This is a genomic window from Escherichia sp. E4742, from assembly GCF_005843885.1.
Lineage (GTDB): Bacteria > Pseudomonadota > Gammaproteobacteria > Enterobacterales > Enterobacteriaceae > Escherichia.
This window is the reverse complement of record NZ_CP040443.1, coordinates 5,056,977-5,082,753: the sequence shown is the minus strand read 5'-3', so window position 1 is coordinate 5,082,753 and position 25,777 is coordinate 5,056,977. Positions and strand designations below refer to the sequence as shown.

The window sequence follows — 25,777 nt, the reverse complement described above, 5'->3', positions numbered from 1 at the left end:
GGGACATGATGCGTCGTGTAAATATTCTTTGTTCATTTGTTCTGCTTTTTGCCAGCCATAATAGTCTGGCGGTAACTTACCCACTCCCTCCGGAAGGTAGCCGTTTAGTAGGGCAACCACTGACAATAACGGTTCCTGATCACAATACCCAGCCGCTGGAAACCTTTGCTGCACAGTACGGGCAAGGTCTGAGTAATATTCTGGAAGCGAATCCGGGCGCTGATGTTTTCTTGCCGAAGTCTGGCTCGCAACTCACCATTCCGCAGCAACTGATTTTGCCCGCCACTGTTCGTAAAGGGATTGTGGTTAACGTCGCTGAGATGCGTCTTTATTACTATCCGCCGGACGCAAATACTGTGGAAGTGTTTCCTATCGGCATTGGTCAGGCCGGGCGTGAAACGCCGCGCAATTGGGTGACTGCCGTTGAACGTAAACAAGAAGCTCCAACCTGGACGCCAACGCCGAACACTCGGCGCGAATATGCGAAACGAGGGGAGAGTTTGCCCGCATTTGTCCCTGCGGGTCCCGATAATCCTATGGGGCTTTATGCCATCTATATTGGTCGGCTTTATGCCATCCACGGAACTAATGCCAATTTTGGCATTGGCTTACGGGTGAGTCAGGGCTGTATTCGTCTGCGCAATGATGACATAAAGTATTTGTTCGATAATGTTCCAGTCGGGACGCGCGTGCAAATTATCGATCAGCCGGTGAAATACACAACGGAACTGGATGGCTCAAAGTGGCTGGAAGTTCATGAACCGTTATCTCGCAATCGGGCGGAATATGAGTCCGACAGAAAAGTGCCATTGCCGGTAACTCCTTCATTGCAGGCGTTTATCAATGGACAAGAAGTTGATGTAAATCGCGCAAATGCTGCGTTGCAACGTCGATCGGGAATGCCTGTGCAAGTTAATTCTGGTTCCAGGCAGATGTTTTAAAATAGTTGTTACGTAGAAAGCAAAAAACCTGCTCGAAAGCAGGTTTTTTTTGAATTTGGCTCCTCTGACTGGACTCGAACCAGTGACATACGGATTAACAGTCCGCCGTTCTACCGACTGAACTACAGAGGAATCGTGTGAACGGGGCGCATATTAATGGCAGCGTTCCGCGATGTCAAAGGGGGAAATGCATTTTTTTATTCGTTTGCTGGCAATTTCGACAAAGCGATGAACATTCAATCTTTTTTGTAATGTTCCATTGTAGTGCATGCCACCCTTTTATGGGGCAATGAACGCTCGTTCTGTAACCCGGACGAAAGGACAAAACAATCATAATCTCTTATTTGACCGGTGATTAGCTTTCGCGTTAGCGCCAAACTTAAACTGGCAAGCATCTTGCAATCTGGTTGTGAGTAATACCGGCACTTGGGCCGATTCTTAAAAACCGGAGGCAACATGAACTTCAGACGCCTGAAATACTTCGTAAAAATTGTAGACATTGGTAGCCTGACCCAGGCTGCTGAAGTGTTGCATATCGCGCAGCCTGCGCTCAGTCAGCAGGTCGCCACACTGGAAGGCGAGCTGGATCAACAACTTTTGATTCGCACTAAACGTGGCGTTACTCCAACAGACGCCGGAAAAATTCTCTATACCCATGCGCGGGCAATTTTACGTCAGTGTGAACAGGCCCAACTGGCAGTTCATAACGTAGGTCAGACATTATCGGGTCAAGTCTCAATTGGCTTTGCGCCAGGAACCGCCGCGTCGTCTATCACCATGCCATTATTACAGGCGGTACGTGCCGAATTTCCGGAAGTGATTATCTATCTACATGAAAACAGCGGCGCTGTTCTTAACGATAAACTTATAAATAGCCAGCTTGATATGGCGGTAATTTACGAGCATTCCCCTGTGGCTGGCGTATCCAGCCAGGCTTTGTTAAAAGAAGATCTTTTTCTTGTCGGAACTCAGGATTTTCCAGGGCAAAGCGTTGATGTTAATGCTATAGCGCAAATGAATCTCTTTCTCCCCAGCGATTACAGTGCCGTAAGACTCCGCGTTGATGAGGCTTTTTCTTTACGGCGACTCACGGCAAAAGTCATCGGTGAAATTGAGTCTATCGCCACACTTACCGCAGCGATTGCCAGCGGCATGGGGGTTGCAGTGTTACCCGAATCAGCCGCGCGCTCGTTATGTGACGCAGTTAACGGATGGATGTCACGTATTACCACACCGTCAATGAGTCTCTCCTTGTCATTAAATTTACCTGCCAGAGCAAAACTGTCGCCACAGGCACAAGCAGTGAAAGAGCTGTTATTGTCAGTGATCAGTCCTCCAGTCATGGAAAAAAGACAATGGCAATTGGTTAGCTAAACGTTATATCTGGATGGAATAAGATGCAGGTTTTTATTATTTGTTATGCCGGGCGTTAGACTTTAACAATAGCAGAATGTCTGATCTGCCCGGAGTTTACCGTGAATTTCCAACAACTAAAGATAATCCGCGAGGCTGCACGTCAGGATTACAACCTGACAGAGGTTGCGAATATGCTTTTTACCTCACAGTCAGGTGTCAGCCGACATATTCGAGAGCTGGAGGATGAGCTTGGTATAGAAATATTCGTTCGTCGGGGCAAACGACTGCTTGGTATGACTGAACCGGGCAAAGCATTGCTGGTAATTGCAGAACGCATTCTGAATGAAGCCAGTAATGTTCGTCGACTTGCCGATCTCTTTACCAACAATACATCTGGCGTTCTCACTATCGCAACGACGCATACTCAGGCACGCTACAGCTTGCCAAAAGTCATTAAAGCCTTTCGCGAACTTTTCCCGGAAGTGCGGCTTGAGCTTATCCAGGGAACACCACAGGAAATTGCGACGTTGCTGCAAAATGGCGGGGCCGATATTGGCATCGCCAGTGAGCGTCTGAGCAATGATCCGCAACTCGTCGCCTTCCCATGGTTTCGTTGGCATCATAGTTTGCTCGTTCCAGATAATCATCCCTTAACAAAAATTACGCCATTGACGCTAGAATCAATAGCGAAGTGGCCGTTGATCACTTACCGACAGGGGATTACTGGTCGCTCGCGGATTGATGACGCATTTGTCCGCAAAGGTTTGCTGGCAGATATTGTATTGAGTGCGCAGGATTCTGATGTTATCAAAACCTACGTAGCCCTTGGCCTGGGGATTGGATTAGTAGCAGAACAATCCAGTGGCGAACGAGAGGAAGAGAATTTAATCCGTCTGGAAACGCGCCATCTTTTCGATGCTAATACCGTCTGGTTGGGACTAAAACGAGGACAATTACAGCGTAACTATGTCTGGCGTTTTCTGGAACTGTGCAATGCAGGACTGTCGGTTGAGGATATTAAGCGACAGGTGATGGAAAATAGTGAAGAGGGAATTGATTATCAGATATAGCAAAAAGCCCGCTATAAAGCGGGCTTTTCAGAAATTTGGCTCCTCTGACTGGACTCGAACCAGTGACATACGGATTAACAGTCCGCCGTTCTACCGACTGAACTACAGAGGAATCGCTGTTGAGGCACATCTTAACGGCGAAAAATCTTTTGTCAAACCTGATTTTTAAATTTCTCAACCGTTTGCCGTTTCTATCAACAGTTTGTTGCATTTGCAGACAATTTGCTGGCGAAAATCTTTGCAGCTTTGCTGATTCTCCCTCATTATTTGAAATGTGGTTTCACTTTCTGCAATTAAGGTCAGTTTTGAATATCTCCTCAGCTTTACGCCAGATTGTTCATGGCACTCGCTGGCACGCAAAACGTAAGAGCTACAAGGTGTTGTTCTGGCGTGAGATAACCCCGCTTGCTGTTCCTATCTTTATGGAGAATGCCTGTGTCCTGTTGATGGGCGTACTGAGCACGTTTCTGGTCAGTTGGCTGGGAAAAGATGCAATGGCAGGCGTTGGGCTGGCGGACAGTTTCAATATGGTCATTATGGCTTTTTTTGCAGCTATCGACCTTGGTACTACAGTCGTTGTGGCATTTAGTCTCGGTAAGCGTGATCGACGGCGAGCGAGGGTAGCGACACGGCAGTCATTAGTGATCATGACATTGTTTGCCGTACTGTTGGCAGCGCTTATTCATCATTTTGGTGAGCAAATTATCGATTTTGTTGCAGGTGAGGCCACGCCGGAGGTAAAAGCACTGGCGCTGACTTATCTGGAACTGACCGTCATCAGTTATCCTGCGGCGGCAATCACCTTGATTGGCAGCGGAGCACTTCGCGGCGCAGGGAATACGAAAATACCGCTTCTTATAAATGGTAGTTTGAATATCCTTAATATCATCATTAGCGGCATATTGATTTACGGTCTTTTCTCCTGGCAGGGGTTAGGGTTTGTCGGGGCAGGGCTGGGATTAACTATTTCCCGTTATATTGGCGCAGTCGCCATTTTGTGGGTTCTGGCGATTGGTTTTAATCCTGCTTTACGGATCTCGTTAAAGAGCTATTTTAAACCATTGAATTTCAACATTATCTGGGAAGTAATGGGGATTGGTATTCCAGCAAGTGTGGAATCCGTATTATTTACCAGTGGCCGGTTATTAACACAAATGTTCGTTGCCGGGATGGGGACGAGTGTTATCGCCGGGAATTTTATCGCTTTTTCGATTGCGGCTCTTATCAATTTACCAGGAAGTGCACTTGGTTCTGCTTCTACAATCATTACGGGTCGAAGGTTGGGGGTAGGGCAGAGAGCGCAAGCAGAAATTCAATTGAGGCATGTGTTTTGGCTGTCCACTATTGGGTTAACGGCAATAGCCTGGTTAACAGCACCCTTTGCCGGGATTATGGCGTCGTTTTATACCCAGGATCCGCAGGTTAAACATGTCGTTGTGATTCTGATTTGGTTGAATGCTTTATTTATGCCGATTTGGTCCGCCTCCTGGGTACTACCAGCTGGTTTTAAAGGTGCTCGAGATGCTCGCTACGCCATGTGGGTTTCTATGCTGAGCATGTGGGGATGCCGGGTAGTAGTCGGCTATATGTTGGGAATCATGCTTGGCTGGGGTGTGGTTGGCGTCTGGATGGGGATGTTTGCCGACTGGGCCGTGCGGGCTGGGCTGTTTTACTGGCGAATGGTTACAGGGCGATGGCTATGGAAATACCCTCGTTCTGAGCATAAATAGTATGAAAAAAAAGCCAGATGTGTCGGAATAAACGACAAAGCGCAGATTATTTCAGCAAACGAATTCAAAATTAAAAAACAGGCTTTGACATTGTGGATGGGCATCGTTAATATTCGCCCCGTTCTCGCGATTCCTCTGTAGTTCAGTCGGTAGAACGGCGGACTGTTAATCCGTATGTCACTGGTTCGAGTCCAGTCAGAGGAGCCAAATTTCTGAAAAGCCCGCTTTTATAGCGGGCTTTTTGCTTTGTTACTTAATCAAACCCTTCACATCTTCTTCTGACGCAAAGGATCTGAACTCATTATCGGAACGGTGGTTCATTAAAGGTCCGCAGTTTACGCGAATGCAGTCGGTCTCCTTCTGCGCGTAGCAAGTCTATCGCCCGAATGCCAATTTGCAGGTGCTCGGAAATTGCGCCTTCATAAAAACGGTTAGCCTGGCCGGGAAGTTTAATCTCACCATGCAACGGTTTATCTGAAACACACAGTAGCGTCCCGTATGGTACGCGGAAACGATATCCTTGTGCTGCAATGGTGGCACTTTCCATATCAATCGCCACGGCCCGACTTAAATTAAAACGAAGTGCAGAAGCCGAGTAGCGTAGCTCCCAGTTCCTGTCATCAGTGGTTACTACAGTTCCAGTGCGTAGCCGCTGTTTAACTTCCTCACCCGGCCTGCCGCTGACGAGTTTGGTGGCGTCATAAAGCGCACGTTGCACTTCAGCAATGCTCGGAATAGGAATATCGGGGGGCAGAACCGCATCAAGAACGTGGTCATCGCGTAAATAAGCATGTGCAAGTACGTAATCTCCAATAGCCTGGCTTTCACGTAATCCTCCGCAGTGACCAATCATCAACCAGACATCCGGGCGCAGCACCGCCAGATGATCGCAGATAGTTTTGGCATTTGACGGCCCCACGCCAATATTCACCAGAGTAATACCCTGACCATCGGTAGTGATTAAATGCCATGCGGGCATCTGGTGTTTTTTCCATGCGAGGTCGGAAATTGCTTCTTCAGGTGCTTCGGTTTCAGCGGTGATCCAGTTCCCGCCAGCACAAGAAAGGGCAATGTAGGGGCTATGAGGATCAAGGATCTGGCTGCACCCCCAACGTACGAATTCATCCACATAACGTGTGTAGTTGGTAAACAAGACGAACGGCTGAAAATGTTCGACTGGCGTACCCGTATAATGGCGTAACCGTGCGAGGGAAAAATCTACCCGGCGTGCATCAAAATGCGATAGCGGGGAGAATTCCGTTGGATGATAAATGCCGTCTGCCGTTTCATCGCCAATTTGTGCCAGTTCGGTTGTCGGGAAATAACGAGTTAATCCGGCGCTCATTGAGCGATCAAGCGTCAGCTCTGAGCCGTCGATGACATAGGGATAAGGAATTTCATGCTCTGACGGTTGCACGGAAATATGTGCACCATAATCCTGGTACAGCAGAGTTAATTGTTCATTAAGATATGAACGAAAGAGAGCAGGGCGGGTGATGGTGGTCGTGTAGCTGCCAGCGTGAGTAAAACGACCAAACGCGCGTGTTTTGGGAGGGTTTGTTGCGCTACCGTCCCAGGTCACGGTCAGCGATGGATAGACAAAAAGACCGTGTTTTCGGGCGTTTTCGTCAGGCAGCTCGCCACTTTTAATATATTTGCCAATGGCGTTGCGTAAAGCGACTACAGATTTTTCATACAGTGCGTCAAGTTTATCCAGTGCCTGAGCTGGGGTCAGACCGGAGCCCTTATTATTCATGTGTGTCTCCTGTTCCATGCAATTACCGCATTTCCGATAGTATGTCACAGGAATGTGAAACAAAAGTGTAAGGCGAAGATCGGACGATCTTCGCCAGGCTATCAAGCGTGTTGATTGTCTTTCATCAACAAAGCGGTTATTGCGGAAATCAGGCAGCCAGCCAGCAAGTAAATGGCGACGCTATGCCAGTCTCCAGCAAAATAAGTAATCAGAGCAGCAGCAATAAAAGGTGTAAATCCACCGCCTACCACGCTGGCAACCTGATATCCGACGCCAGCGCCGCTGTAGCGATAACTGGCACCAAACATCTCGGTGAACATCGGCTGTTGCACGCAAACCACCATGTCATGCGCAATGTTCGCCAGCATAATGGAGAAGAAAACGATCCAGAAAATGGACTGTGCCTCAAGCGCTATAAAAAAAGGAAATGCGCTTAACGTTCCGATTATTGCGCCGGTGATATAAACCCTACGGCGACCAAAACGATCGGCAAGCCAGGCAAAACAGGGAATTGTCAGGCAGCTTAATCCACCCACCAGCAAACCAATATTGAGGAACAATTCGCGCGGCAGCCCCATATTCTGGGTCGAATAGTTAAGTGCAAAGGCGGTAACGATATACATCGTCAGCAACTCGCACAGCCGCAGCGCAATAATCTTAAGGAAAGCACCGGGATGTCGTAACAGAGCTTCGATAACCGGGATGCGTTTTTGCACTACCGCTTGATTATGCTGCTGTTGTTCAAATTCAGCGGACTCTTCCATGCCGTTGCGTACCCACAATGCACCCAGCACCAATACGATGCTAAACAGGAAAGGAATGCGCCAACCCCAGCTCAAAAATTGCTCGTCCGTTGTCATCATACTGATCAGTGACACCAGTCCGGTTGAAAGGAGTAACCCTACACCGTAACCAACTTGTACGCCGCTACTGTAAAAGGCTTTTTTGTTTTTGGGCGCGCTCTCAACGGACAGCAACGCAGCGCCTCCCCATTCGCCGCCAACAGCAAATCCCTGAATAGCTCGCAGCATCACCAGTAAAATTGGTGCCCACCAGCCAATAGTTGAAAACGAAGGGAGAATGCCGATCAATGCTGTGGCGATGCCCATCATCCAGACGGTAAGCATCAACATGCGCTTACGCCCCAGCCGATCGCCGAAATGGCCGAAAATGACACCTCCGAGCGGACGAAAAAGGAAACCGACACCAAAGGTAGCAAATGCAGCGAGCGTTCCCATTGCCGGGCTTACCTGCGGGAAAAACTCGCGATTAAACACCAATGCGGCGGTAATGCCATAGAGTAAAAAATCATACCAGTCGACGACGGCACCCGCGAAACTGCCTAACGCAGCGCGTCGGGCGCGACTTAACGAAAGCGTTCCTTCATCGGGACGCGTGGAGATGAGCGTGGAGTCCATAGTGATCCTGTTTGTACTGTCTTTTTATAATTAGTATGGAAAAGGTAACTCACATTGCCGTCGATCTATAAACGAACCTTATGAGACTACCGCGACAGAAAGTATCTGCAAATGTTTTTATGTCAGGAACTGAGGATGAAGGGCCGGGAGGGGGTAACAGTAATATGCTGGAAACGAAACATAATTATAGGTTCAGTTGCATGTCACAACCGCGTTGAACAGAAAAATGTGAATGCTAAAGCCGCAACGCATGCTCGGCTGATGCTATTTTTCTCTGATGGTTTTTTTTTGAATTTTCCTAATGGGATTTGTGTCACTGACACCAGGCGAGCTAATTGCTTGAATGATTGGCGGAGAGAGGGGGATTTGAACCCCCGGTAGAGTTGCCCCTACTCCGGTTTTCGAGACCGGTCCGTTCAGCCGCTCCGGCATCTCTCCGTTCAGATGGTTGCCATGATGCCAGGAAATTTGGCATTTTAACAGTCCCTGTCCGTGCAATTTTGTTCAAGTGACGAGTTTGCGAGCAAAACGATGATTAAGTGGCCCTGGAAAGTACAAGAAACAGATCATGAAGATACGCTGCCATGGAAGGAAGCTCTGGCGATACCTCTTTTGACATGTCTGACAGAGCAGGAGCAAAGCAAACTAGTCACTCTTGCCGAACGTTTTTTACAGCAAAAAAGACTGGTCCCGCTACAAGGATTTGAACTTGATGCATTGAAAAGTTGTCGCATCGCCTTACTTTTCTGCTTGCCTGTTCTGGAGCTTGGACTGGAATGGCTGGATGGTTTTCATGAAGTGCTAATTTACCCTGCGCCATTTGTGGTGGACGATGAATGGGAAGACGATATAGGACTGGTACATAATCAACGTATCGTTCAATCAGGACAAAGCTGGCAGCAAGGTCCAATCGTGCTGAACTGGCTCGATATACAAGATTCTTTCGATGCCTCGGGCTTTAATCTGATTATCCACGAAGTTGCACATAAACTGGATACACGAAATGGCGATCGCGCCAGTGGTGTTCCCTTTATTTCTTTACGTGAAGTCGCTGGATGGGAACACGATCTTCATGCGGCGATGGATAACATTCAGGAAGAAATTGAGTTAGTGGGCGAAAATGCCTCCAGCATCGATGCTTATGCTGCCAGTGACCCTGCAGAATGTTTTGCCGTGCTTTCCGAATACTTTTTTAGTGCACCGGAGCTTTTTGCGCCACGCTTCCCCTCGCTGTGGCAACGTTTCTGCCAATTTTACAAGCAGGATCCATTACAACGGCTACGAAATGCCAATGGGCGAGGCACCGATTCAGTACCAAATGTTCATTAAATATAAATTTTGTTGCTTAATTAACCGATTGAAATGACTTGCGAATTTTAGTGTTGACACTCGCTGCGCTGCTAAGTAATATTCGCCTCGTTCTCACGATTCCTCTGTAGTTCAGTCGGTAGAACGGCGGACTGTTAATCCGTATGTCACTGGTTCGAGTCCAGTCAGAGGAGCCAAATTCAAAAAAGCCTGCTATCGAGCGGGCTTTTTGCTTTTCTGCAAACGTGCTTTAGTGTTTGAATTTTTGTTAGAGCTTTCATTACGCTGTGACTGAAATTTTCGCGATAATCCTTTTCAGCGTATTGCTGAATTCATCCAAATTTAGATGATCAATAGCCTTTCCTACCACAATCGTCTCTGAAATGTCGGCCATGGCAGGCCAGCGAGTCTTATAATCAGCATACACGGCGATGACAGGAACATTATAAGCACTTGCCATGTGTAAAATAGATGTGTCTGGCGTTATTGCAAGGAAGGCATCTCTTATGATTGCTGCAGACCGCATTATTGAAGGTGATAACGACAAATGATAAACGTTATCAAAATGCCGGGTGAGTTCCAGGGCTGTTTCCGAACCTTTCGGACCATGAACAATGACAATTGGCATGTCTGATTGTATTTTAATCATTTCAATGATTTTTTGTGCCATTGTTAGTGAAAATGTTCTCTCTTGCACGCTACCTTCTAAATTAAGAGCAATATATGAACCTAATGAATGCATCTCACAACGCACTTCTTTTAGCACTATTTCGCTGAGGGGCAATTCAAATATGGGCGGGGGCGCCGGAAATCCTACTTCTCGCATCATGAAGGCCCATGTCAGCGGTACTGGGGCGCGTAGTGACTGATCCATTTTCGACGCTGACTTACATATCGGTGAATAACATTTCATCGTTAAACCCACAACCTGTAAATTTGTATTGGCTCGTAAATGACTAATAAATAGCATCGTCTTCAGGTTTTTCTTGCGCATTGCTTCAATACAAAGATCAGGAGTTCCATATTGTTCATTGATGCTTTTTGCTAATTTTTTTATTTCTTTAATACTGGCATGATCCTGCATTGTCATACTGACCAATGTTAATTTTATTTGTTCCAGATGAAGTGCATCAAAAACAGATTTATTAATTGTTGATGTGACAATCAATAAGTGTTTTATTTTATGCATTTCAAGCGATCGGATTATTGGGTAAATAGCCATTGCATCCCCAATTTGATCGGGAATGTGAATAACTACGAATTCACTTTTTGCAATATCAGTATCTTTGCAGCGATAATCATAATACGCAAATGCAATACGTCTGAAAAATGATATAAATGACATTTCCAACCTCGCTTCCATTCTGGTTAAAACGTGGTGAAGTTTATCAGAAATGATTGATTTCTAAAATCGATAAATAATAACGTGGAATATACTATATATTTATTGTTTATGTGTTAAACATTTTCGATAATTATCATTCTGTTTAAAAATAGCTTGTGTCGCATTCTTCAGTCTGGGGGGCGTAAAGTGAAGGGAAGCGTTAAAACGTCAGCAATTGGAGGTGGTCGTTTTCATGTTTGTTAAGTGGGGGAGAGTTACCCCCACTTTTACTCCACAGTAAGTGTCAGCCGATTAACCTACGTATGCGGCCAGCATCTCCTGTGCTGCCAGTTTGCCTAACGCATTTGCTGCGAAAGGACTGTCACCGGTTAAAAGTTTACGATCTTTGTGTACCCGGCCGGTAATATCATCATTGACGATGTTCATGCCCATTTTCTTCAGTTCTTCACCAAAGTACCAGGTCAGATGACCCGGCATGTAGCCAATCTCTGGCGTTTGTTTGTCTGCAGCGTCAGGGAATGCGCAAATTGAATAACCATTTAATGGGTTATCGCCGTGTCGAAGCGCCAGAAAGGCTGCTGGACCGTGGCAAAGGGAGATAACAAAACGGTCATTTTCGATTGCCCACTGCAGAGCGGCAGCCACGTCTTTGCTTTCTGGTAAACCAATGAGTGCACCGTGACCGCCAGGAACAAAGATTGCTGCATATTCGCTGTCTGCGTTGAGGCTGGCGACAACATCTGCCAATTTTTTCGGATTGCGGAACAGAGATTTGTGCTGCTCAAAGAATGGCATAATTTTTTCATCTTTCCGCGGCATAGCCCAATATTCAAATTTTGTCATCAGGCCAGAAAGCGTCGCAACCTCGAACTCGAAACCAGCAGCATGCAGATGATATAACGGCAGCAACGTTTCAATCGGATGGTTTCCTGTTGAGAAGAGCTTACCATTATCGGTTGGCAAATAGCGTTCATCGGCGGCGATTACCAGGATTTTTTGCTTTCCGCTATACGGTTTTGGATAGTCTACCCCATCAAGATCAGAGATCGGGCTGGTATATTGGCCTAACGAATATTCTGACGGGAAGAAAGCATTATCTTCAGCCATATCGATTTGCGGATTCTTACTTTGTTGAACAGTCATAGTGTATTCCTTGTTGTTACTTATGTAGGTTAGTCACTATATTCGCGACTGAGCTGGTTTCTATTTTTAACCAGATAGGGAATTGGAGTCAATATATCGAAAGCGGTATGCAAGGGGGAGTGTGCGATGACTATGCTGCACTTGTGTAGGATATTATTCATGCCAATTTTCTCCTTATTGCGTAAAGTGGTTGGAATTGGTGTTAATTTATTTTAGTCTATTTTTCAGAAATCAGGATGTTGACTCACTGGTAGCACAATTTTTAATTGTGGAGATTTTTTGTGCTCACGTGATGCTTAGAGCGGCGCCGGGGGGGCTGACAACAGAATGATTTGCATGAGGCCTGCTTAAGATAGGTAAATGCTGGAGCAAAGAATCTCCCCAGACCATGCGATGAGAGTGTAAGTTACGAAAATGAGATTATTGGCAAAAAAATAATCTTAAAACCGTCTTGCACGAAAGATTATCGCGAAAGAATGATGATCCAGATTAAGGTTTAACTGATGACAGATATGATTAATTACTTGTCATCAGATGTACTCTTTGCGCAATTTGCCAGAGGGAATGGGCTGGAGACTAAAGTGGGGCAGCAACGATAACTTTTCTAAAGATAATGAAATAAATATAGCATTAAAAATATGCACTAATCATTCAAGCGCAGTTGATTAATATTGAATTTTTTCAGGGAATACCTATGTACCGAAATATTGTTATTCCGGTGAATGTTTTTTCTCGGGATGATAGAGAGCAAGCGTTTTTTCATGCGCAATTTTTCGCCAATGTTTCTTCTGGACATGTTCACTTACTTGGCTTTATACCGGAATATTTAAGAGTTCTCGAGCGTGGGTATATTTCTGATATGCAACGTTTTAAAGAAGGTCTACGTGGGCAGGCTGTGTGCCGTTTAGCTCATATAGCAGAACAACTGGTTTTGCCTGAAGGATTTATTCATACATATGTTCATTTCGGCACTCTTCCTGAAGGGATAAAGGAACTTGCTGAACAACAACTGGCTGATGTTATTGTGCTGGGAGCTACGCAGGAATTAGGGTTTATCGACATGCTACGGCAGCTTAGTGTGCCGCTGTTGGTGATTTGATGTGGGATATAAAAAAGCCTGAATTCGATGAGGGACGAACTCAGGCCGATATTATGTTTTACAGTTACGTGCCGCGGCGCGTTGGCTGATTAGAACTGGTAGACAATACCAACTGCAAACTGGTCATCAGTTGCGGCATCGGTAATCGCTGCATCATCTTTATCCAGCAGATTAAATTTGTAAGCTGTGTAAACGTTCATGTTCTTATTGAAGTAGTACCAGGTACCAACTTCGATGTAATTTACGCGGTCAGCATCAACACCTTTATGTCCATCACGAGCATAAAGATCTTTACCTTTGGAATATACGTAGCCTAAAGACGGACGTAAACCGAAGTCGAACTGATACTGTACAACAGCTTCAAAGTTTTGGGTTTTATTTGCGAATGCATTATTCGCCAAAACGGTCATGTTGCGTGTTTCACCGTACATCATTGCTGCATAGATATTATTTGCATCATACTTGGCTGCTAATGACCATACTTCAGCGTTATCACCGTAGCCGTCACCAGCTTGTTCATTAGTACGATCAGACTTGCTATATGCACCTACAAAACCAAAACCTTCGATGTTGTAGTCTACAGACAACGCATAGCCATCACCGTTTTGTTTAGTAACGCCACGATTGCTGTTCTTACCTTGATATTGAACAGCAAAATTCAGACCGTCAACCAGACCAAAGAAATCAGAGTTACGGTAGGTTGCAACACCGTTGGTACGACCGTTCATGAAGTTGTCAGCGGAAGCCCAGGAATCGCCACCCCATTCAACTAACATATCGGTATAAGCTGCGGCATCATAGGCAACACCGTAGTTACGACCGTAATCGAAAGATCCAAGTCCGTTATATTTCAAACCAGCGAAGGTTAAACGAGTTTTTTCTTGGTTAGAACCTTCAGGCTTGCTGGCGTCAAGGTTGTATTCAAACTGACCAAAACCAGTCAGTTCACTGTTGATTTGGGTTTCACCTTTAACGCCGAAACGAGCATAGGAGGTATCTTCGTTTTCGCTGTTATTATCATCAGTGTTCGACCAGATGCGCTCACCAACCATCTTGCCGTAGAAATCAACTTTATTGCCATTTTTATTATAAATTTCAGCCGCATTTGCTGCGCCAGCAACTAATAACGCCGGGACCAGCATTGCCAGAACTTTTCTTTTCATTATGTATTCCCTTGTGATTATAATCTTCATGAATATATCAATAAGTGCCGTTATCCAAAAAAAAGCACATTTGGATACTATTCTATGAAGTTCATTTTATTTTAAAGATTACATGTAACAAATATATTTAAAAGATTTCAAAATGTTTCTATTTTATTTAATATAATTCAAAATTATGAATTGCAGACATAAGCATTCATTGTATTTATGTCTTCATATCAATTGGTTATTGTTCTTTTGGAAGGATAGCTTGCATCAATGGTTGTTGAGCTAGAGACTTAGTGTGATCTACTGCACATAAATAAATGCATAAAAAAAGCCGGCATCATGCCGGCCCAAAAATATAAACAAGACGATAAAAGGCTAATAACGTAGTCATCATGACACAGAAAACAAAAAAGGTATAATTGTATTCAAGGTCAATATATTCAAAATATGAATTAATCAATTATGCCCAAACAAAATACAAATGCCTTCTGACTTGTTTTTTCTGCACATAATGTCACTGGTTAAGATTCATATATTTGTTTAAAAAATGAGTGAGACTTGACTGGCTCGACCGATGTGGAAAAATGTGACTTTTATCACATAACAGTATAAGTCTGAATTTTCCGGGTTATCTCAAAATGGAGTATGGTTCGACAGCAATGGAAGAAAGACTCTCTCGCAGCCCTGGCGGCAAACTGGCTTTATGGGCTTTCTATACCTGGTGTGGTTATTTTGTCTGGGTAATGGCGCGTTACATCTGGGTAATGAGCCGCATCCCCGATGCCCCCGTGTCTGGATTTGAAAGTGATTTAGGTTCAACTGCGGGTAAGTGGTTAGGTGCGTTAGTGGGATTTTTGGTTTATGGCCATGGTCGGTGCGTTGTTAGGCGGCATTGCCTGGTACACGCGACCTCGACCCGTACGTAACAGACGCTATGAGTAAAAACTGCTAAGGTTGCGACTCTTTGGCAGCGGAGCGCATATGGACTTACAACACTGGCAGGCACAATTCGAGAACTGGTTGAAGAGCCATCATCAGTATCAGGACGCGGCCCATGACCTGTGTCATTTTCGCCGCGTCTGGGCGACGGCACAAAAACTGGCGGTAGATGAAGACGTGGACATGCTGGTGATTTTAACCGCCTGTTATTTTCACGATATCGTGAGTCTGGCGAAAAATCATCCGCAACGGCAGCAATCTTCAATGCTGGCAGCAGAAGAAACGCGTCGCCTGCTATGTGAAGAGTTTGCGCAATTTCCAGCGGAGAAAATAGAGCCCGTTTGTCATGCCATTGCCGCACACAGTTTCAGTGCGCAAATTACGCCCTTAACGGCGGAAGCTAAAATCGTGCAGGATGCGGACCGGATGGAAGCCTTAGGCGCGATTGGCCTGGCGCGTGTGTTTGCGGTTTCAGGCGCGTTAGGTGTGGCGCTGTTTGATGGCGAAGATCCGTTCGCGCAGCATCGCCCGCTTGATGATAAACGTTACGCGCTGGACCATTTCCAGACCAAGCTGCTAAAACTACCCCAAACGATGCAAACCGCAAAAGGTAAACAACTGGCGCAACACAACGCCCGTTTTCTGGTGGAATTTATGGCCAAACTCAGTGCTGAACTGGTGGGGGAGAATGAAGGTATCGATCACAACGTGATTGATGCGTTTTCGCCAGCTGACTGCGCGCGTGGCCCTAAACCGATGTAATTATGTTAACCTGTCGGCCATCTCATATGGCCGGTTAAATCTATGCAGGAAAATATTTCAGTAACCGATTCATACAGCACCGGGAATGCCGCACAGGCAATGCTGGAGAAACTGCTGCAAATTTATGATGTTAAAACGCTGGTGGCGCAACTTAATGGTGTGGGTGAGAACCACTGGAGCGCGGCGATTTTAAAACGTGCGCTGGCGAATGATTCGGTGTGGCACCGTTTAAGCGAAAATGAGTTCGCCCACCTGCAAACGTTGCTACCCAAACCGCCAGCACATCATCCGCATTATGCGTTTCGCTTTATCGATCTCTTTGCCGGGATTGGTGGTATCCGTCGCGGTTTTGAGTCAATTGGCGGTCAGTGCGTATTTACCAGTGAATGGAATAAACATGCGGTGCGCACCTATAAAGCCAACCATTATTGCGATCCGGCAACTCATCATTTTAATGAAGATATCCGTGACATCACCCTGAGTCATAAAGAGGGCACGAGTGATGACGCGGCGGCGGAACATATCCGTCAGCACATTCCTGAACATGATGTTTTACTGGCCGGTTTTCCTTGCCAGCCGTTTTCACTGGCTGGTGTATCGAAAAAGAACTCGCTTGGGCGGGCGCACGGTTTTGCCTGCGATACCCAGGGTACGCTGTTCTTTGATGTGGTGCGCATTATCGACGCTCGTCGTCCGGCGATTTTTGTGCTCGAAAACGTTAAGAACCTGAAAAGTCACGACCAGGGTAAAACGTTCCGCATCATCATGCAGACGCTGGACGAACTGGGCTATGACGTTGCCGACGCAGAAGATAACGGCCCGGACGATCCGAAAATCATCGATGGCAAACATTTTCTACCGCAGCACCGTGAGCGCATCGTGCTGGTGGGCTTCCGTCGCGATCTTAATCTGAAAGAAGATTTCACCCTGCGTGACATTAGCGATTGTTTCCCAGCGCAGCGAGTGACGCTGGCGCAGTTGCTGGACCCGATGGTCGAAGCGAAATATATCCTGACGCCAGTGTTATGGAAGTATCTCTATCGCTATGCGAAAAAGCATCAGGCGCGCGGTAACGGCTTCGGTTATGGGATGGTTTATCCGAACAATCCGCAAAGTGTCACGCGCACGCTTTCTGCCCGTTATTATAAAGACGGCGCGGAAATCTTAATCGATCGCGGCTGGGATATGGCGACAGGTGAGAAAGACTTTGACGATCCGCAGAATCAGCAACATCGCCCACGAAGATTAACGCCTCGCGAATGCGCGCGTCTGATGGGCTTTGAAGCGCCGGGAGAAGCGAAATTCCGTATACCGGTTTCCGATACGCAAGCCTATCGTCAGTTCGGTAATTCGGTGGTAGTACCGGTCTTTGCCGCGGTGGCAAAACTGCTAGAGCCAAAAATCAGACAAGCGGTGGCGTTGCGTCAGCGAGAAACACAACATGGCCGATGTTCACGATAAGGCCACGCGTAGCAAAAATATGCGCGCGATTGCCACGCGCGATACGGCAATCGAGAAACGTCTCGCCAGCCTGTTAACTGAGCAGGGGCTGGCGTTTCGTGTTCAGGAGGCCAATCTTCCCGGACGTCCGGATTTTGTCCTTGATGAATTTCGCTGTGTGATATTTGCCCACGGTTGCTTCTGGCATCATCACCATTGCTACCTGTTTAAAGTCCCCGCCACGCGAACAGATTTTTGGCTGGAGAAGATTGGTAAAAATGTCGAGCGCGATCGGCGCGATGTCAGTCGTTTGCAGGAACTCGGCTGGCGTGTGTTGATTGTCTGGGAATGTGCGTTACGCGGGCGGGAGAAATTAACGGACGCGGCACTTACCGAGCGTCTGGAAGAGTGGATCTGCGGCGAGGGCGCCAGCGCGCAGATCGACACTCTGGGGATTCATTTACTCGCTTGATGCATCCTGAATGACAGGAGCGACAACGGGTTTTGCCGGGAAGAGATATTTCCCCAACGTGACCAGCACCACGGCGAAAACAATCACTCCTAGCGCCAGCCATTCAATCTTCGACAGTGTTTCGCCGCCCAGACCCGTACCCAGCAATACCGCGACCACGGGATTAACATAGGCGTAGCTGGTGGCCAGAGCCGGACTGACATTGCGGATTAAATACATATAAGCGTTGATGGCGATAATCGAGCCAAACAGCGTCAGATAGCCGACTGCAAGGAAACCAGAAAGCGAAGGGACTGCTGTCAGTTTTTCACCCGCAATCATCGACGCAATCATTAACACTACGCCAGCCGCCAGCATCTCAATGGCACCTGCCATCATCCCTACCGGTAAGGTAATGCGTGAGCCATAAACCGACCCAAACGCCCAGCTAATTGAGCCGATTAAAATCAGCATTGCACCCCACGGGTTACCGCTTAAATTACCGCCACTATTGAGCATGATGATCCCGGCAAGCCCAATGGCGATACCCACCCATTCCAGTTTGCGCGTTTTAATGCCAAACAGGCGGCTGAAGCAAAGAGTAAAGAGTGGCACCGTTGCCACCACCACGGCGGCAATGCCGGAAGGGACGTTTTGATGTTCGGCAACCGTCACCATACCGTTACCAACAGCCAGCAGTAACAGGCCAATAAGCGCGGCGTTGAGCAGGGGACGTAGCGGCGGCAATTTGTGCCCACGCAGCAGTAAAAATGCCATCAATAAAATACCTGCTGCCAAAAATCGCACCCCCGCCATCATTAACGGTGGCCAGCTTTCAACGCCAATCCGAATGACAAAATAGGTCGAGCCCCAAATGATATACAACGCAAACAGCGCGCCAAAAAGCGGTAACAACTGGCGGAAACGCATAATCCCTCACGGTGGAAATAAAAAGGTGGTTCATAGTAAACGTGAAAATCATTCTGCTGGCGAGAGATATAATTGTGCTTGATTGTTAAAAAAATGTTGACCTGTGAAGCAAGTATCAGGCAAGCCGATTTTGCTTCATACTTAGCGCGTCAACGATAAAAATGAGAGGGAATGCTTTTGGCCGGGAGTAGTTTATTGACGTTGCTCGATGATATCGCCACTTTGCTGGACGATATCTCCGTGATGGGCAAGCTGGCGGCGAAGAAAACCGCCGGTGTATTAGGGGATGACTTGTCGCTTAATGCGCAACAAGTTTCAGGCGTGCGTGCCAACCGGGAACTTCCTGTGGTCTGGGGCGTGGCGAAGGGATCGCTAATCAACAAAGTGATTCTGGTGCCGCTGGCGCTGATCATCAGTGCATTTATCCCGTGGGCAATTACGCCACTGTTGATGATTGGTGGTGCGTTTCTCTGCTTTGAAGGGGTAGAGAAAGTGCTACATATGATGGAGGCGCGTAAACACAAAGAGGATCCGGCGCAGAGTCAGCAGCGTCTGGAAAAACTGGCGGAGCAAGACCCGCTCAAGTTTGAAAAGGACAAAATAAAAGGGGCCATTCGCACCGATTTTATTTTGTCTGCGGAAATTGTCGCCATAACGCTGGGCATTGTGGCGGAAGCGCCGCTGATTAATCAGGTGCTGGTGCTCTCAGGGATAGCTCTGGTGGTAACGATTGGCGTGTATGGCCTGGTGGGGATTATCGTTAAGATTGATGACCTGGGCTACTGGCTGGCAGAAAAGTCCAGTACGTTGATGCAGGCGTTGGGTAAGGGGCTGTTGATTATCGCCCCCTGGCTGATGAAAGCATTATCGGTTGTCGGCACGCTGGCGATGTTCCTGGTTGGTGGCGGCATTGTGGTGCATGGCATCGCGCCGCTGCATCATGCCATTGAACATTTTGCCGGACAGCAGAACGCGCTGGTGGCGATGATATTACCGACTGTTTTAAATCTGATTCTTGGATTTATCATCGGTGGCATCGTGGTGCTGGGAGTGAAAGTGGTAGCGAAAATGCGCGGCCAGGCACATTAAAATTCACATTGGCTGTTATGCAAAATTCGCCATCCTCGACTAAGGTGAACAAGTTTCACTCGAAAAAAGGAGGCGAGTATGAGCTTTATGGTTAGTGAGGAAGTCACGGTAAAAGAGGGCGGCCCGCGGATGATTGTCACCGGGTATTCCAGCGGTATGGTTGAGTGCCGGTGGTATGACGGTTATGGGGTCAAGCGGGAAGCTTTTCATGAAACCGAGCTTGTTCCGGGGGAGGGGAGTTGTTCGTCGGAAGAAGTTTGAAAGTGTGCAATTAACACCGGGCCGGATGTGGCGTTCACGCCGCATCCGGCAGTTGTGCCAGTGTCAGTATCGAAGGCCTGATGTCTCGTATCATGCCTACATTATAAAATTATCGTTGTTTGGCGGTACGCTATCGCCAGGTTATGCCAGAATCATTAAAAAGCAGGTTGGGAGTCGTCAGGGTGCAGCACGAGACAAAAATGGAAAACCAGAGCTGGCTAAAAAAACTCGCGCGCCGCCTGGGGCCAGGTCATGTCGTTAATCTGTGCTTTATCGTGGTGTTGATCTTTTCCACTTTGCTCACCTGGCGTGAAGTTGTGGTGCTGGAAGACGCCTATATCTCCAGCCAGCGTAATCATCTGGAAAACGTTGCCAACGCGCTCGACAAACAATTGCAATATAACGTCGATAAACTGATTTTTTTGCGTAATGGAATGCGTGAAGCTCTTGTTGCGCCGTTGGATTTCACCTCTATGCGAAACGCTGTTATCGAGTTTGAACAACATCGCGACGAGCACGCCTGGCAAATCGAACTCAACAGACGACGCACTCTGTCAGTAAACGGTGTCTCGGATGCGTTAGTGAGCGAGGGAAATCAGCTTTCTCGCGAAAATGAATTACTCGACAATGAAATTACCGCCGCACTGGAAGTCGGCTACTTACTGCGACTGGCGCACAACTCTTCTTCGATGGTTGAACAGGCGATGTATGTCTCGCGCGCCGGATTCTACGTTTCGACGCAGCCGACGTTGTTTACCCGAAATATCCCTACGCGTTACTACGAATTTGTCACACAACCCTGGTTTATCGGCCAATCAGAACGAGAAAATCGTCAACGTGGCGTACGTTGGTTTACCTCTCAGCATGACCATAACAATGTTACTGAACCGCAGGTCACCGTAAGCGTGCCAGTCGACAGTAATAATTACTGGTATGGCGTGTTGGGGATGAGTATCCCTGTGCGCTCAATGCAGCAATTTCTAAAAAACGCTATTGATAAAAACCTGGATGGCGAATATCAGCTCTACGACAGTAAACTGAAATTATTAACCTCCTCTAACCCGGAACACTCGGCGGAGGATCTCTTTGATCCTCGGGAGCTGGCATCTCTGGCGCAGGCTATGGAACACGATACGCGCGGTGGCATTAGGATGAACAGTCGCTATGTTAGCTGGGAGCGACTGGACCATTTTGACGGCGCATTGGTGCGCATTCATTCGCTCAGTGAAGGTGTGCGTGGTGATTTCGGCAGCATCAGCATTGCGTTAACCCTTCTGTGGGCGCTCTTTACGACGATGTTACTTATCTCCTGGTATGTGATTCGCCAGATGGTCAGCAATATGTTTGTCCTGCAAAGCTCGTTGCAGTGGCAGGCGTGGCATGACACCTTAACGCGCTTGTATAACCGTGGCGCATTGTTCGAAAAAGCGCGTCCGCTTGCCGAATTGTGTCAGATACACAAACATCCGTTTTCTGTCATCCAGGTCGACCTTGACCATTTTAAAGCGATTAATGACCGCTTTGGTCATCAGGCAGGCGATCGTGTACTGTCGCATGCTGCCGGATTAATCAGTCGTTCATTGCGCTCACAGGACGTTGCAGGCCGCGTGGGCGGCGAGGAGTTTTGTGTGATTCTGCCTGGCGCTAACCTGGCGCAGGCAACGGAAGTGGCCGAACGTATTCGCCTGAAGCTGAATGAAAAAGAGATGTTGATCGCCAAGAGCACGACCCTACGCATCAGTGCTTCGCTGGGGGTGAGTAGCAGTGAGGAAACCGGCGATTATGATTTTGAACAATTACAGTCTCTGGCCGACCGACGGTTGTATCTTGCAAAACAAGCGGGGCGCAATCAGGTTTGCGCGAGCGATAGCCCTTAACTGGTCGTGAAAAAGTGATCCAGCCCTTCGCGCCAGCCTTCCGGTCCTTCTCGCTGTGTCCGCCAGACACGGGCCGGATCCTCATTTTGCAAATGTACGCCTTCCCGGTTTAGCCCTTTTACGATCACCGCATAATCCATCACTTCCAGTAATGGTGCGTCATTTGGTCCATCGCCTAAGCCAAGCGTGGTCGGACGTTTTCCACTCGATTTCTGATATGCCGCAATGATCCAGTTGGCCGCCTGATCTTTCCCGGCAGAGACATCCAGCACATGCCAGAAACGCGCACCTTGCACAAACTGCAAGCCCAGTTCATTCAGGCGAGCGGTAAATTGCGCCATCCGCTCGTCACTGTCGCGCCAGATAAGCGTGACCGAAGCCTCATGCAACTGCGTCAGTGCTGCCTGGCTGCGGCTTAAGCCAGTCCATTCAGCGATGGTTGTATCATCGACGTCATCAAAGGTGGTGAATTTGAAGTGTTCTTTCTCACGCAGCGTATTTAATACCAGGCTGATTTCACTATGAGCAATCCCCGAAATGATGCGCGGAAAGCCGTCCAAATCCTGCCAGTGTTGATCCAGTTGGATCATCGCGCCGTTCTCTGCAATGAATGACAACCCTTGCAGACCTAACATCTTTTGCAGGTACAGCATCTCAGCCGAGGTTTTACTACTACACAGGATCACGGGGATATCCGCTTCCCGCAGGCGGATTAACCAGGAGGCGGCAGGTTGCCAGTCATAGCTATGACTGTCCAACAGGGTGCCATCAAGATCGGTAAAAATCAGCAGCGGTTGATGAATTGAAAGCATGATCGCGCAGTACTCCCCTTGCCTGGATGTTTCTTAAAACAGCACGAATAATAAAAAATCGTTTTTCGGGAGCGATCACGTGAACGCCAGAGCCTCCAAGGGGTGACGTGGATCACACTTCCATTCATAAGTGACGTTAATCATTCATATCAAGAATATTTTCTTGTCAGCATAAAAAATTGCGGATAAGGTGATGAACGCATCAGATTTCCTGGTGTAACGAATTTTTTAAGTGCTTCTTGCTTAAGCAAGTTTGATCCCGACCCCAACAAGGGCCGGGATTTTTTTATGACGCATTTAGCGATTCACTTCAGAGACGCTAAAGTCATGAATATCAAGTTCAAAGGCATCGGCTAATTCACGCCATGTATGATATTCACGGCCATCGACGCTGACGTGTTCTGAATCGTTCTGGCTGCGATGAACTTCGCTTTCGCTAATTTCATTGATCGCCGCCAGCAGGGCATCGACGTCGACGCTGACCTCACGTTTTGCGGTATCGCTGTACTCTTTTGCGGTTTTCATCATCTATCCTCGCAACCGTTGCTTATATGTTGCTGCCGACACGTCATGTCAGCCAGGCATTTCTTAAGTATAGACCGTTGAGAAAATCAGCACTCGCACGCGCCTGGCGCTGTCAGAAAAACGAAATTGTTCTAAACTGGCACAAAGCCACAGGAGGAAAACGATGAAGGTGAATGATCGGGTAACAGTCAAAACGGATGGCGGTCCGCGTCGTCCTGGCGTGGTACTGGCGGTTGAGGAGTTTAGTGAAGGCACAATGTACCTGGTTTCGCTGGAAGACTACCCGCTCGGCATCTGGTTCTTTAATGAAGCAGGGCATCAGGATGGTATCTTTGTGGAGAAAGCAGAGTAATTTCTGTCAGCCTGACTGGTGGAATACCACCAGTCAGTATGCCCTAGCGCATGTTGACAAAAATACCATTTGTCACATTATCCGTCAGTCGGACGACATGGTAGATAACCTGTTTATTATGCGTTTTGATCTTACGTTTAATATTGCCTTTATGCGATGAAACGGTCTTGGCTTTAATATTCATTTGGTCGGATATTTGAATCGTTCCCTGGCCAGCCATCCACATTCGCAACATACTCGATTCGGTCCGGCTTAATGATAGCGTTGGCATATTTAAAATGCTGGCCATCGTTGTCTCTTTTTTCAGAATATCGCCAAGGATATCATCAAGAGATTCCGGCTTAATCGATTTGGAACTGATCAATAAATTTTTTCTGACCAATAGATATTCATCAAAATGAACATTAGCAATTGCCATAAAAACGATAAATAACGTATTGGGATGTTGATTAATGATGTACTTGATACGTTGACTGTTAGAAGCATCGTGGATAAAACAGTCCTCATTAATAAACACCACTGAAGGGTGCTGTGAATCACAAGCGATGGCAAGGTCATCAACGGTTTCAATGTCGTTGATTTCTCTTTTTTTCACCCCTCTACTCAACAGATACCCGGTCAAACCCAGCCGGGTGTAACTACATAAATCCATAATAATCGTTGACATGGCATACCCTCACTCAATGCGTAACGATAATTCCCCTTACCTGAATATTTCATCATGACTAAACGGAACAACATGGGTCACCTAATGCGCCACTCTCGCGATTTTTCAGGCGGACTTACTATCCCGTAAAGCGTTGTATAATTTGCCTGGAATTGTCTTAAAGTAAAGTAAATGTTGCGATATGTGAGTGAGGTTAAAACAAATATTTCGCCACAGGAGTATCCTGGAAGATGTTCGCTGGTATTATTTTTCAGATAATCCTTAGGATAACAAGAGAAACATTAGGGAATCATATTACAGGCAATTCGCTGATAATATCCGCCAGTAAATTAAAAATTTCACTAAATAAATGTTCGCAAAAAGGGGCAATTAACGGCATTAATGCCGCCATTAATGAGATGCCGACAGTCAATGTTAATGGAAAACCAATAACAAAAATTGATAATTGCGGGGCCATACGATTCAGTAAACCTAATGCGAGATTCAGCGTCAGCAACAGGGTAATGAGCGGTAACGCCAGCATCAACCCGTTAAGGAAAATCAGACTCCCTGCTTTGGTGAGTGCCAGAAACGCATTGCTGTTCAGCGGTTCGCCACCAATGGGTAGAGTGTGAAACGTATCGACCAGCAGCGAAATCAACCATAAATGACCGTTAAATGTCAGGAACAACAGTAACGCCAGCATATCCATGATGCGCGCTAAGACGGGCATATTGAGATGGCTAGCAGGATCAACAAACGTCGCAAATGACAGCCCCATTTGCAGACCGATAATTTCGCCAGCGGTTCGTACAGCGGCAAAGGCAAATTGCATGGTAAAGCCAAGCGCAATGCCAATCAGGATCTGCTGCATTGCCAGCCACAGGGCATAAAACGAAAAAACGGCAACATCGTTGGCGGGTATTGCCGGAGCAATGGCGAACGTGATCATCATTGCGAGGCCCAGTTTTACTCGTTTCGGCACACTGCGTTCGCTCAAAATGGGCGCGGTGGAGATCAGCGCCAGCACGCGCAGTAATGGCCAGAAATACAGGCTTAACCAGGAAAGCCATTGATCGCTTGTTACCTGCAACATTACATCGATTACCCGATGATATACGGCAGGTTAGTGAATAAGGTACGAACGTAATCCAGCAACAGGTTGAGCATCCACGGTCCGGCAATAATAATGGCGATAAATACGGCGATGATTTTCGGAATAAACGACAGCGTCATTTCGTTAATCTGCGTGGCGGCCTGCAAAATGCTGATGATAAGACCGGTGACCAGCGCCACCAGCAACAGCGGGGCAGCCAGTGCCAGCGCGACTTTCATCGCTTCTGTCCCCATCATCATGACCGATTCGGGTGTCATTT

At 47.2% G+C, this 25,777-nt stretch carries 23 protein-coding genes, 5 tRNA genes and 2 pseudogenes; 16 read left to right on the top strand and 14 right to left on the bottom strand.

Annotated features, from left to right (window positions below):
* Window positions 1-5 precede the first annotated feature (5 nt).
* Window positions 6-941 carry a L,D-transpeptidase gene (gene ldtA / locus FEM44_RS24855; RefSeq protein WP_135522082.1) on the top strand — a complete coding sequence of 312 codons (936 nt, stop codon included), beginning with the start codon at window positions 6-8 and terminating at the stop codon, window positions 939-941.
* A 56-nt stretch (window positions 942-997) separates the two neighbouring features.
* Here ldtA and FEM44_RS24850 read toward each other — a convergent pair.
* Window positions 998-1,073 (bottom strand) — tRNA-Asn (locus FEM44_RS24850).
* Window positions 1,074-1,397: 324 nt separating this feature from the next.
* Between FEM44_RS24850 and nac the strand changes: the two genes are divergently transcribed.
* Window positions 1,398-2,315: a nitrogen assimilation transcriptional regulator NAC gene (nac, locus tag FEM44_RS24845; protein WP_135494115.1), complete on the top strand. Its 918-nt coding sequence runs from the start codon at window positions 1,398-1,400 to the stop codon at window positions 2,313-2,315.
* Between the two features lie 101 nt (window positions 2,316-2,416).
* Window positions 2,417-3,367, top strand: coding sequence for an HTH-type transcriptional regulator Cbl (gene cbl / locus FEM44_RS24840; RefSeq protein WP_135522084.1), 951 nt, complete (start codon window positions 2,417-2,419; stop codon window positions 3,365-3,367).
* A 36-nt stretch (window positions 3,368-3,403) separates the two neighbouring features.
* Here the strand turns inward: cbl and FEM44_RS24835 are convergent.
* Window positions 3,404-3,479: transfer RNA gene (locus FEM44_RS24835), tRNA-Asn, on the bottom strand.
* Window positions 3,480-3,639: 160 nt separating this feature from the next.
* Here FEM44_RS24835 and yeeO point away from each other — a divergent pair.
* Both yeeO and FEM44_RS24825 read left to right on the top strand, forming a co-directional pair.
* Window positions 3,640-5,128 (top strand): annotated as a pseudogene (gene yeeO, locus FEM44_RS24830) (toxic metabolite efflux MATE transporter YeeO).
* Window positions 5,129-5,228: 100 nt separating this feature from the next.
* Window positions 5,229-5,304: transfer RNA gene (locus FEM44_RS24825), tRNA-Asn, on the top strand.
* A gap of 94 nt (window positions 5,305-5,398) precedes the next feature.
* On the opposite strand, the gene amn is transcribed toward FEM44_RS24825, so the two are convergent.
* From amn to FEM44_RS24810, 3 genes are all read right to left on the bottom strand, one after another.
* Window positions 5,399-6,853 carry an AMP nucleosidase gene (gene amn / locus FEM44_RS24820; protein WP_130208633.1) on the bottom strand — a complete coding sequence of 485 codons (1,455 nt, stop codon included), beginning with the start codon at window positions 6,851-6,853 and terminating at the stop codon, window positions 5,399-5,401.
* Window positions 6,854-6,954: 101 nt separating this feature from the next.
* Window positions 6,955-8,271 carry a shikimate transporter gene (gene shiA, locus FEM44_RS24815; RefSeq protein ID WP_135487617.1) on the bottom strand — a complete coding sequence of 439 codons (1,317 nt, stop codon included), beginning with the start codon at window positions 8,269-8,271 and terminating at the stop codon, window positions 6,955-6,957.
* A gap of 348 nt (window positions 8,272-8,619) precedes the next feature.
* Window positions 8,620-8,709: transfer RNA gene (locus FEM44_RS24810), tRNA-Ser, on the bottom strand.
* Window positions 8,710-8,802: 93 nt separating this feature from the next.
* On the opposite strand from FEM44_RS24810, the gene mtfA reads away from it, so the two are divergent.
* Entirely contained in the window at window positions 8,803-9,600 is a 798-nt protein-coding gene (mtfA, locus tag FEM44_RS24805; protein WP_135522088.1) for a DgsA anti-repressor MtfA, read from the top strand.
* Between the two features lie 100 nt (window positions 9,601-9,700).
* Window positions 9,701-9,776: transfer RNA gene (locus FEM44_RS24800), tRNA-Asn, on the top strand.
* A gap of 83 nt (window positions 9,777-9,859) precedes the next feature.
* On the opposite strand, the gene FEM44_RS24795 is transcribed toward FEM44_RS24800, so the two are convergent.
* Window positions 9,860-10,924 carry a glycosyltransferase family 9 protein gene (locus tag FEM44_RS24795; RefSeq protein ID WP_135522196.1) on the bottom strand — a complete coding sequence of 355 codons (1,065 nt, stop codon included), beginning with the start codon at window positions 10,922-10,924 and terminating at the stop codon, window positions 9,860-9,862.
* Window positions 10,925-11,215: 291 nt separating this feature from the next.
* Window positions 11,216-12,067 (bottom strand): glyoxalase III HchA, encoded by an 852-nt coding sequence (hchA, locus tag FEM44_RS24790; protein ID WP_130216437.1) that lies wholly within the window; start codon window positions 12,065-12,067, stop codon window positions 11,216-11,218.
* A gap of 694 nt (window positions 12,068-12,761) precedes the next feature.
* Here hchA and FEM44_RS24785 point away from each other — a divergent pair.
* Complete coding sequence (locus tag FEM44_RS24785) at window positions 12,762-13,166, top strand: universal stress protein (RefSeq protein ID WP_135522090.1); 405 nt, start codon at window positions 12,762-12,764, stop codon at window positions 13,164-13,166.
* 89 nt (window positions 13,167-13,255) lie between these two features.
* On the opposite strand, the gene FEM44_RS24780 is transcribed toward FEM44_RS24785, so the two are convergent.
* Window positions 13,256-14,329 carry a porin gene (locus FEM44_RS24780; protein ID WP_135522092.1) on the bottom strand — a complete coding sequence of 358 codons (1,074 nt, stop codon included), beginning with the start codon at window positions 14,327-14,329 and terminating at the stop codon, window positions 13,256-13,258.
* 647 nt (window positions 14,330-14,976) lie between these two features.
* Here FEM44_RS24780 and drpB point away from each other — a divergent pair.
* The 4 genes and pseudogenes from drpB (at window position 14,977) to FEM44_RS24760 (ending at window position 17,930) form a co-directional block, all read left to right on the top strand.
* Window positions 14,977-15,259 (top strand): annotated as a pseudogene (gene drpB / locus FEM44_RS24775) (cell division protein DrpB).
* Window positions 15,260-15,298: 39 nt separating this feature from the next.
* Window positions 15,299-16,018, top strand: coding sequence for a phosphohydrolase (locus tag FEM44_RS24770; RefSeq protein ID WP_135522094.1), 720 nt, complete (start codon window positions 15,299-15,301; stop codon window positions 16,016-16,018).
* A gap of 42 nt (window positions 16,019-16,060) precedes the next feature.
* Window positions 16,061-17,479, top strand: a complete 1,419-nt coding sequence (gene dcm / locus FEM44_RS24765) for a DNA-cytosine methyltransferase (RefSeq protein WP_135522096.1) — start codon at window positions 16,061-16,063, stop codon at window positions 17,477-17,479.
* On the top strand, window positions 17,460-17,930 hold the full coding sequence (locus FEM44_RS24760; RefSeq protein ID WP_138159229.1) for a very short patch repair endonuclease: 471 nt from the start codon (window positions 17,460-17,462) through the stop codon (window positions 17,928-17,930). The genes dcm and FEM44_RS24760 overlap by 20 nt, the downstream gene beginning before the upstream one ends.
* On the opposite strand, the gene yedA is transcribed toward FEM44_RS24760, so the two are convergent.
* The gene (gene yedA / locus FEM44_RS24755) at window positions 17,919-18,839 is read right to left on the bottom strand and encodes a drug/metabolite exporter YedA (RefSeq protein WP_130216451.1); all 921 of its coding nucleotides are present in this window, start codon (window positions 18,837-18,839) and stop codon (window positions 17,919-17,921) included. The two genes, FEM44_RS24760 and yedA, sit on opposite strands and share 12 nt — an antisense overlap.
* A 171-nt stretch (window positions 18,840-19,010) precedes the next feature.
* Here yedA and FEM44_RS24750 point away from each other — a divergent pair, with 171 nt between their 5' ends.
* From FEM44_RS24750 to dgcQ, 3 genes are all read left to right on the top strand, one after another.
* The gene (locus FEM44_RS24750; protein ID WP_135522098.1) at window positions 19,011-19,928 is read left to right on the top strand and encodes a DUF808 domain-containing protein; all 918 of its coding nucleotides are present in this window, start codon (window positions 19,011-19,013) and stop codon (window positions 19,926-19,928) included.
* A 78-nt stretch (window positions 19,929-20,006) separates the two neighbouring features.
* Complete coding sequence (locus FEM44_RS24745; RefSeq protein WP_130208609.1) at window positions 20,007-20,189, top strand: YodC family protein; 183 nt, start codon at window positions 20,007-20,009, stop codon at window positions 20,187-20,189.
* A gap of 182 nt (window positions 20,190-20,371) precedes the next feature.
* Window positions 20,372-22,066 (top strand): cellulose biosynthesis regulator diguanylate cyclase DgcQ, encoded by a 1,695-nt coding sequence (gene dgcQ / locus FEM44_RS24740; protein ID WP_135522100.1) that lies wholly within the window; start codon window positions 20,372-20,374, stop codon window positions 22,064-22,066.
* Here the strand turns inward: dgcQ and FEM44_RS24735 are convergent.
* Both FEM44_RS24735 and yodD read right to left on the bottom strand, forming a co-directional pair.
* Window positions 22,063-22,878, bottom strand: coding sequence for a mannosyl-3-phosphoglycerate phosphatase-related protein (locus FEM44_RS24735; RefSeq protein WP_135522102.1), 816 nt, complete (start codon window positions 22,876-22,878; stop codon window positions 22,063-22,065). The two genes, dgcQ and FEM44_RS24735, sit on opposite strands and share 4 nt — an antisense overlap.
* 297 nt (window positions 22,879-23,175) lie before the next feature.
* Window positions 23,176-23,403: a peroxide/acid resistance protein YodD gene (yodD, locus tag FEM44_RS24730; RefSeq protein WP_000844800.1), complete on the bottom strand. Its 228-nt coding sequence runs from the start codon at window positions 23,401-23,403 to the stop codon at window positions 23,176-23,178.
* Window positions 23,404-23,566: 163 nt separating this feature from the next.
* On the opposite strand from yodD, the gene dsrB reads away from it, so the two are divergent.
* The gene (gene dsrB / locus FEM44_RS24725) at window positions 23,567-23,755 is read left to right on the top strand and encodes a protein DsrB (RefSeq protein WP_000867217.1); all 189 of its coding nucleotides are present in this window, start codon (window positions 23,567-23,569) and stop codon (window positions 23,753-23,755) included.
* A 43-nt stretch (window positions 23,756-23,798) separates the two neighbouring features.
* Here dsrB and rcsA read toward each other — a convergent pair whose 3' ends face one another.
* From rcsA to fliQ, 3 genes are all read right to left on the bottom strand, one after another.
* The gene (rcsA, locus tag FEM44_RS24720; RefSeq protein ID WP_130216461.1) at window positions 23,799-24,422 is read right to left on the bottom strand and encodes a transcriptional regulator RcsA; all 624 of its coding nucleotides are present in this window, start codon (window positions 24,420-24,422) and stop codon (window positions 23,799-23,801) included.
* A gap of 289 nt (window positions 24,423-24,711) precedes the next feature.
* Window positions 24,712-25,497: a flagellar biosynthetic protein FliR gene (gene fliR, locus FEM44_RS24715; RefSeq protein ID WP_135522104.1), complete on the bottom strand. Its 786-nt coding sequence runs from the start codon at window positions 25,495-25,497 to the stop codon at window positions 24,712-24,714.
* An 8-nt stretch (window positions 25,498-25,505) separates the two neighbouring features.
* Window positions 25,506-25,775, bottom strand: coding sequence for a flagellar biosynthesis protein FliQ (gene fliQ, locus FEM44_RS24710; RefSeq protein WP_000187358.1), 270 nt, complete (start codon window positions 25,773-25,775; stop codon window positions 25,506-25,508).
* Window positions 25,776-25,777 lie beyond the last annotated feature (2 nt).

What these genes read in the sequence shown, in the direction of transcription:
- FEM44_RS24770 (WP_135522094.1), top strand. Translation starts at nt 15,299, where the DNA reads ATGGACTTACAACACTGGCAGGCACAATTCGAGAACTGGTTGAAGAGC.
- FEM44_RS24785 (WP_135522090.1), top strand. Translation starts at nt 12,762, where the DNA reads ATGTACCGAAATATTGTTATTCCGGTGAATGTTTTTTCTCGGGATGAT.
- rcsA (WP_130216461.1), bottom strand. Translation starts at nt 24,422, where the DNA reads ATGTCAACGATTATTATGGATTTATGTAGTTACACCCGGCTGGGTTTG.
- fliR (WP_135522104.1), bottom strand. Translation starts at nt 25,497, where the DNA reads ATGTTGCAGGTAACAAGCGATCAATGGCTTTCCTGGTTAAGCCTGTAT.
- shiA (WP_135487617.1), bottom strand. Translation starts at nt 8,271, where the DNA reads ATGGACTCCACGCTCATCTCCACGCGTCCCGATGAAGGAACGCTTTCG.
- FEM44_RS24795 (WP_135522196.1), bottom strand. Translation starts at nt 10,924, where the DNA reads ATGTCATTTATATCATTTTTCAGACGTATTGCATTTGCGTATTATGAT.
- FEM44_RS24750 (WP_135522098.1), top strand. Translation starts at nt 19,011, where the DNA reads ATGCTTTTGGCCGGGAGTAGTTTATTGACGTTGCTCGATGATATCGCC.
- nac (WP_135494115.1), top strand. Translation starts at nt 1,398, where the DNA reads ATGAACTTCAGACGCCTGAAATACTTCGTAAAAATTGTAGACATTGGT.
- fliQ (WP_000187358.1), bottom strand. Translation starts at nt 25,775, where the DNA reads ATGACACCCGAATCGGTCATGATGATGGGGACAGAAGCGATGAAAGTC.
- mtfA (WP_135522088.1), top strand. Translation starts at nt 8,803, where the DNA reads ATGATTAAGTGGCCCTGGAAAGTACAAGAAACAGATCATGAAGATACG.
- dsrB (WP_000867217.1), top strand. Translation starts at nt 23,567, where the DNA reads ATGAAGGTGAATGATCGGGTAACAGTCAAAACGGATGGCGGTCCGCGT.
- yodD (WP_000844800.1), bottom strand. Translation starts at nt 23,403, where the DNA reads ATGAAAACCGCAAAAGAGTACAGCGATACCGCAAAACGTGAGGTCAGC.
- dcm (WP_135522096.1), top strand. Translation starts at nt 16,061, where the DNA reads ATGCAGGAAAATATTTCAGTAACCGATTCATACAGCACCGGGAATGCC.
- amn (WP_130208633.1), bottom strand. Translation starts at nt 6,853, where the DNA reads ATGAATAATAAGGGCTCCGGTCTGACCCCAGCTCAGGCACTGGATAAA.
- ldtA (WP_135522082.1), top strand. Translation starts at nt 6, where the DNA reads ATGATGCGTCGTGTAAATATTCTTTGTTCATTTGTTCTGCTTTTTGCC.
- FEM44_RS24745 (WP_130208609.1), top strand. Translation starts at nt 20,007, where the DNA reads ATGAGCTTTATGGTTAGTGAGGAAGTCACGGTAAAAGAGGGCGGCCCG.
- FEM44_RS24760 (WP_138159229.1), top strand. Translation starts at nt 17,460, where the DNA reads ATGGCCGATGTTCACGATAAGGCCACGCGTAGCAAAAATATGCGCGCG.
- FEM44_RS24780 (WP_135522092.1), bottom strand. Translation starts at nt 14,329, where the DNA reads ATGAAAAGAAAAGTTCTGGCAATGCTGGTCCCGGCGTTATTAGTTGCT.
- hchA (WP_130216437.1), bottom strand. Translation starts at nt 12,067, where the DNA reads ATGACTGTTCAACAAAGTAAGAATCCGCAAATCGATATGGCTGAAGAT.
- yedA (WP_130216451.1), bottom strand. Translation starts at nt 18,839, where the DNA reads ATGCGTTTCCGCCAGTTGTTACCGCTTTTTGGCGCGCTGTTTGCGTTG.
- FEM44_RS24735 (WP_135522102.1), bottom strand. Translation starts at nt 22,878, where the DNA reads ATGCTTTCAATTCATCAACCGCTGCTGATTTTTACCGATCTTGATGGC.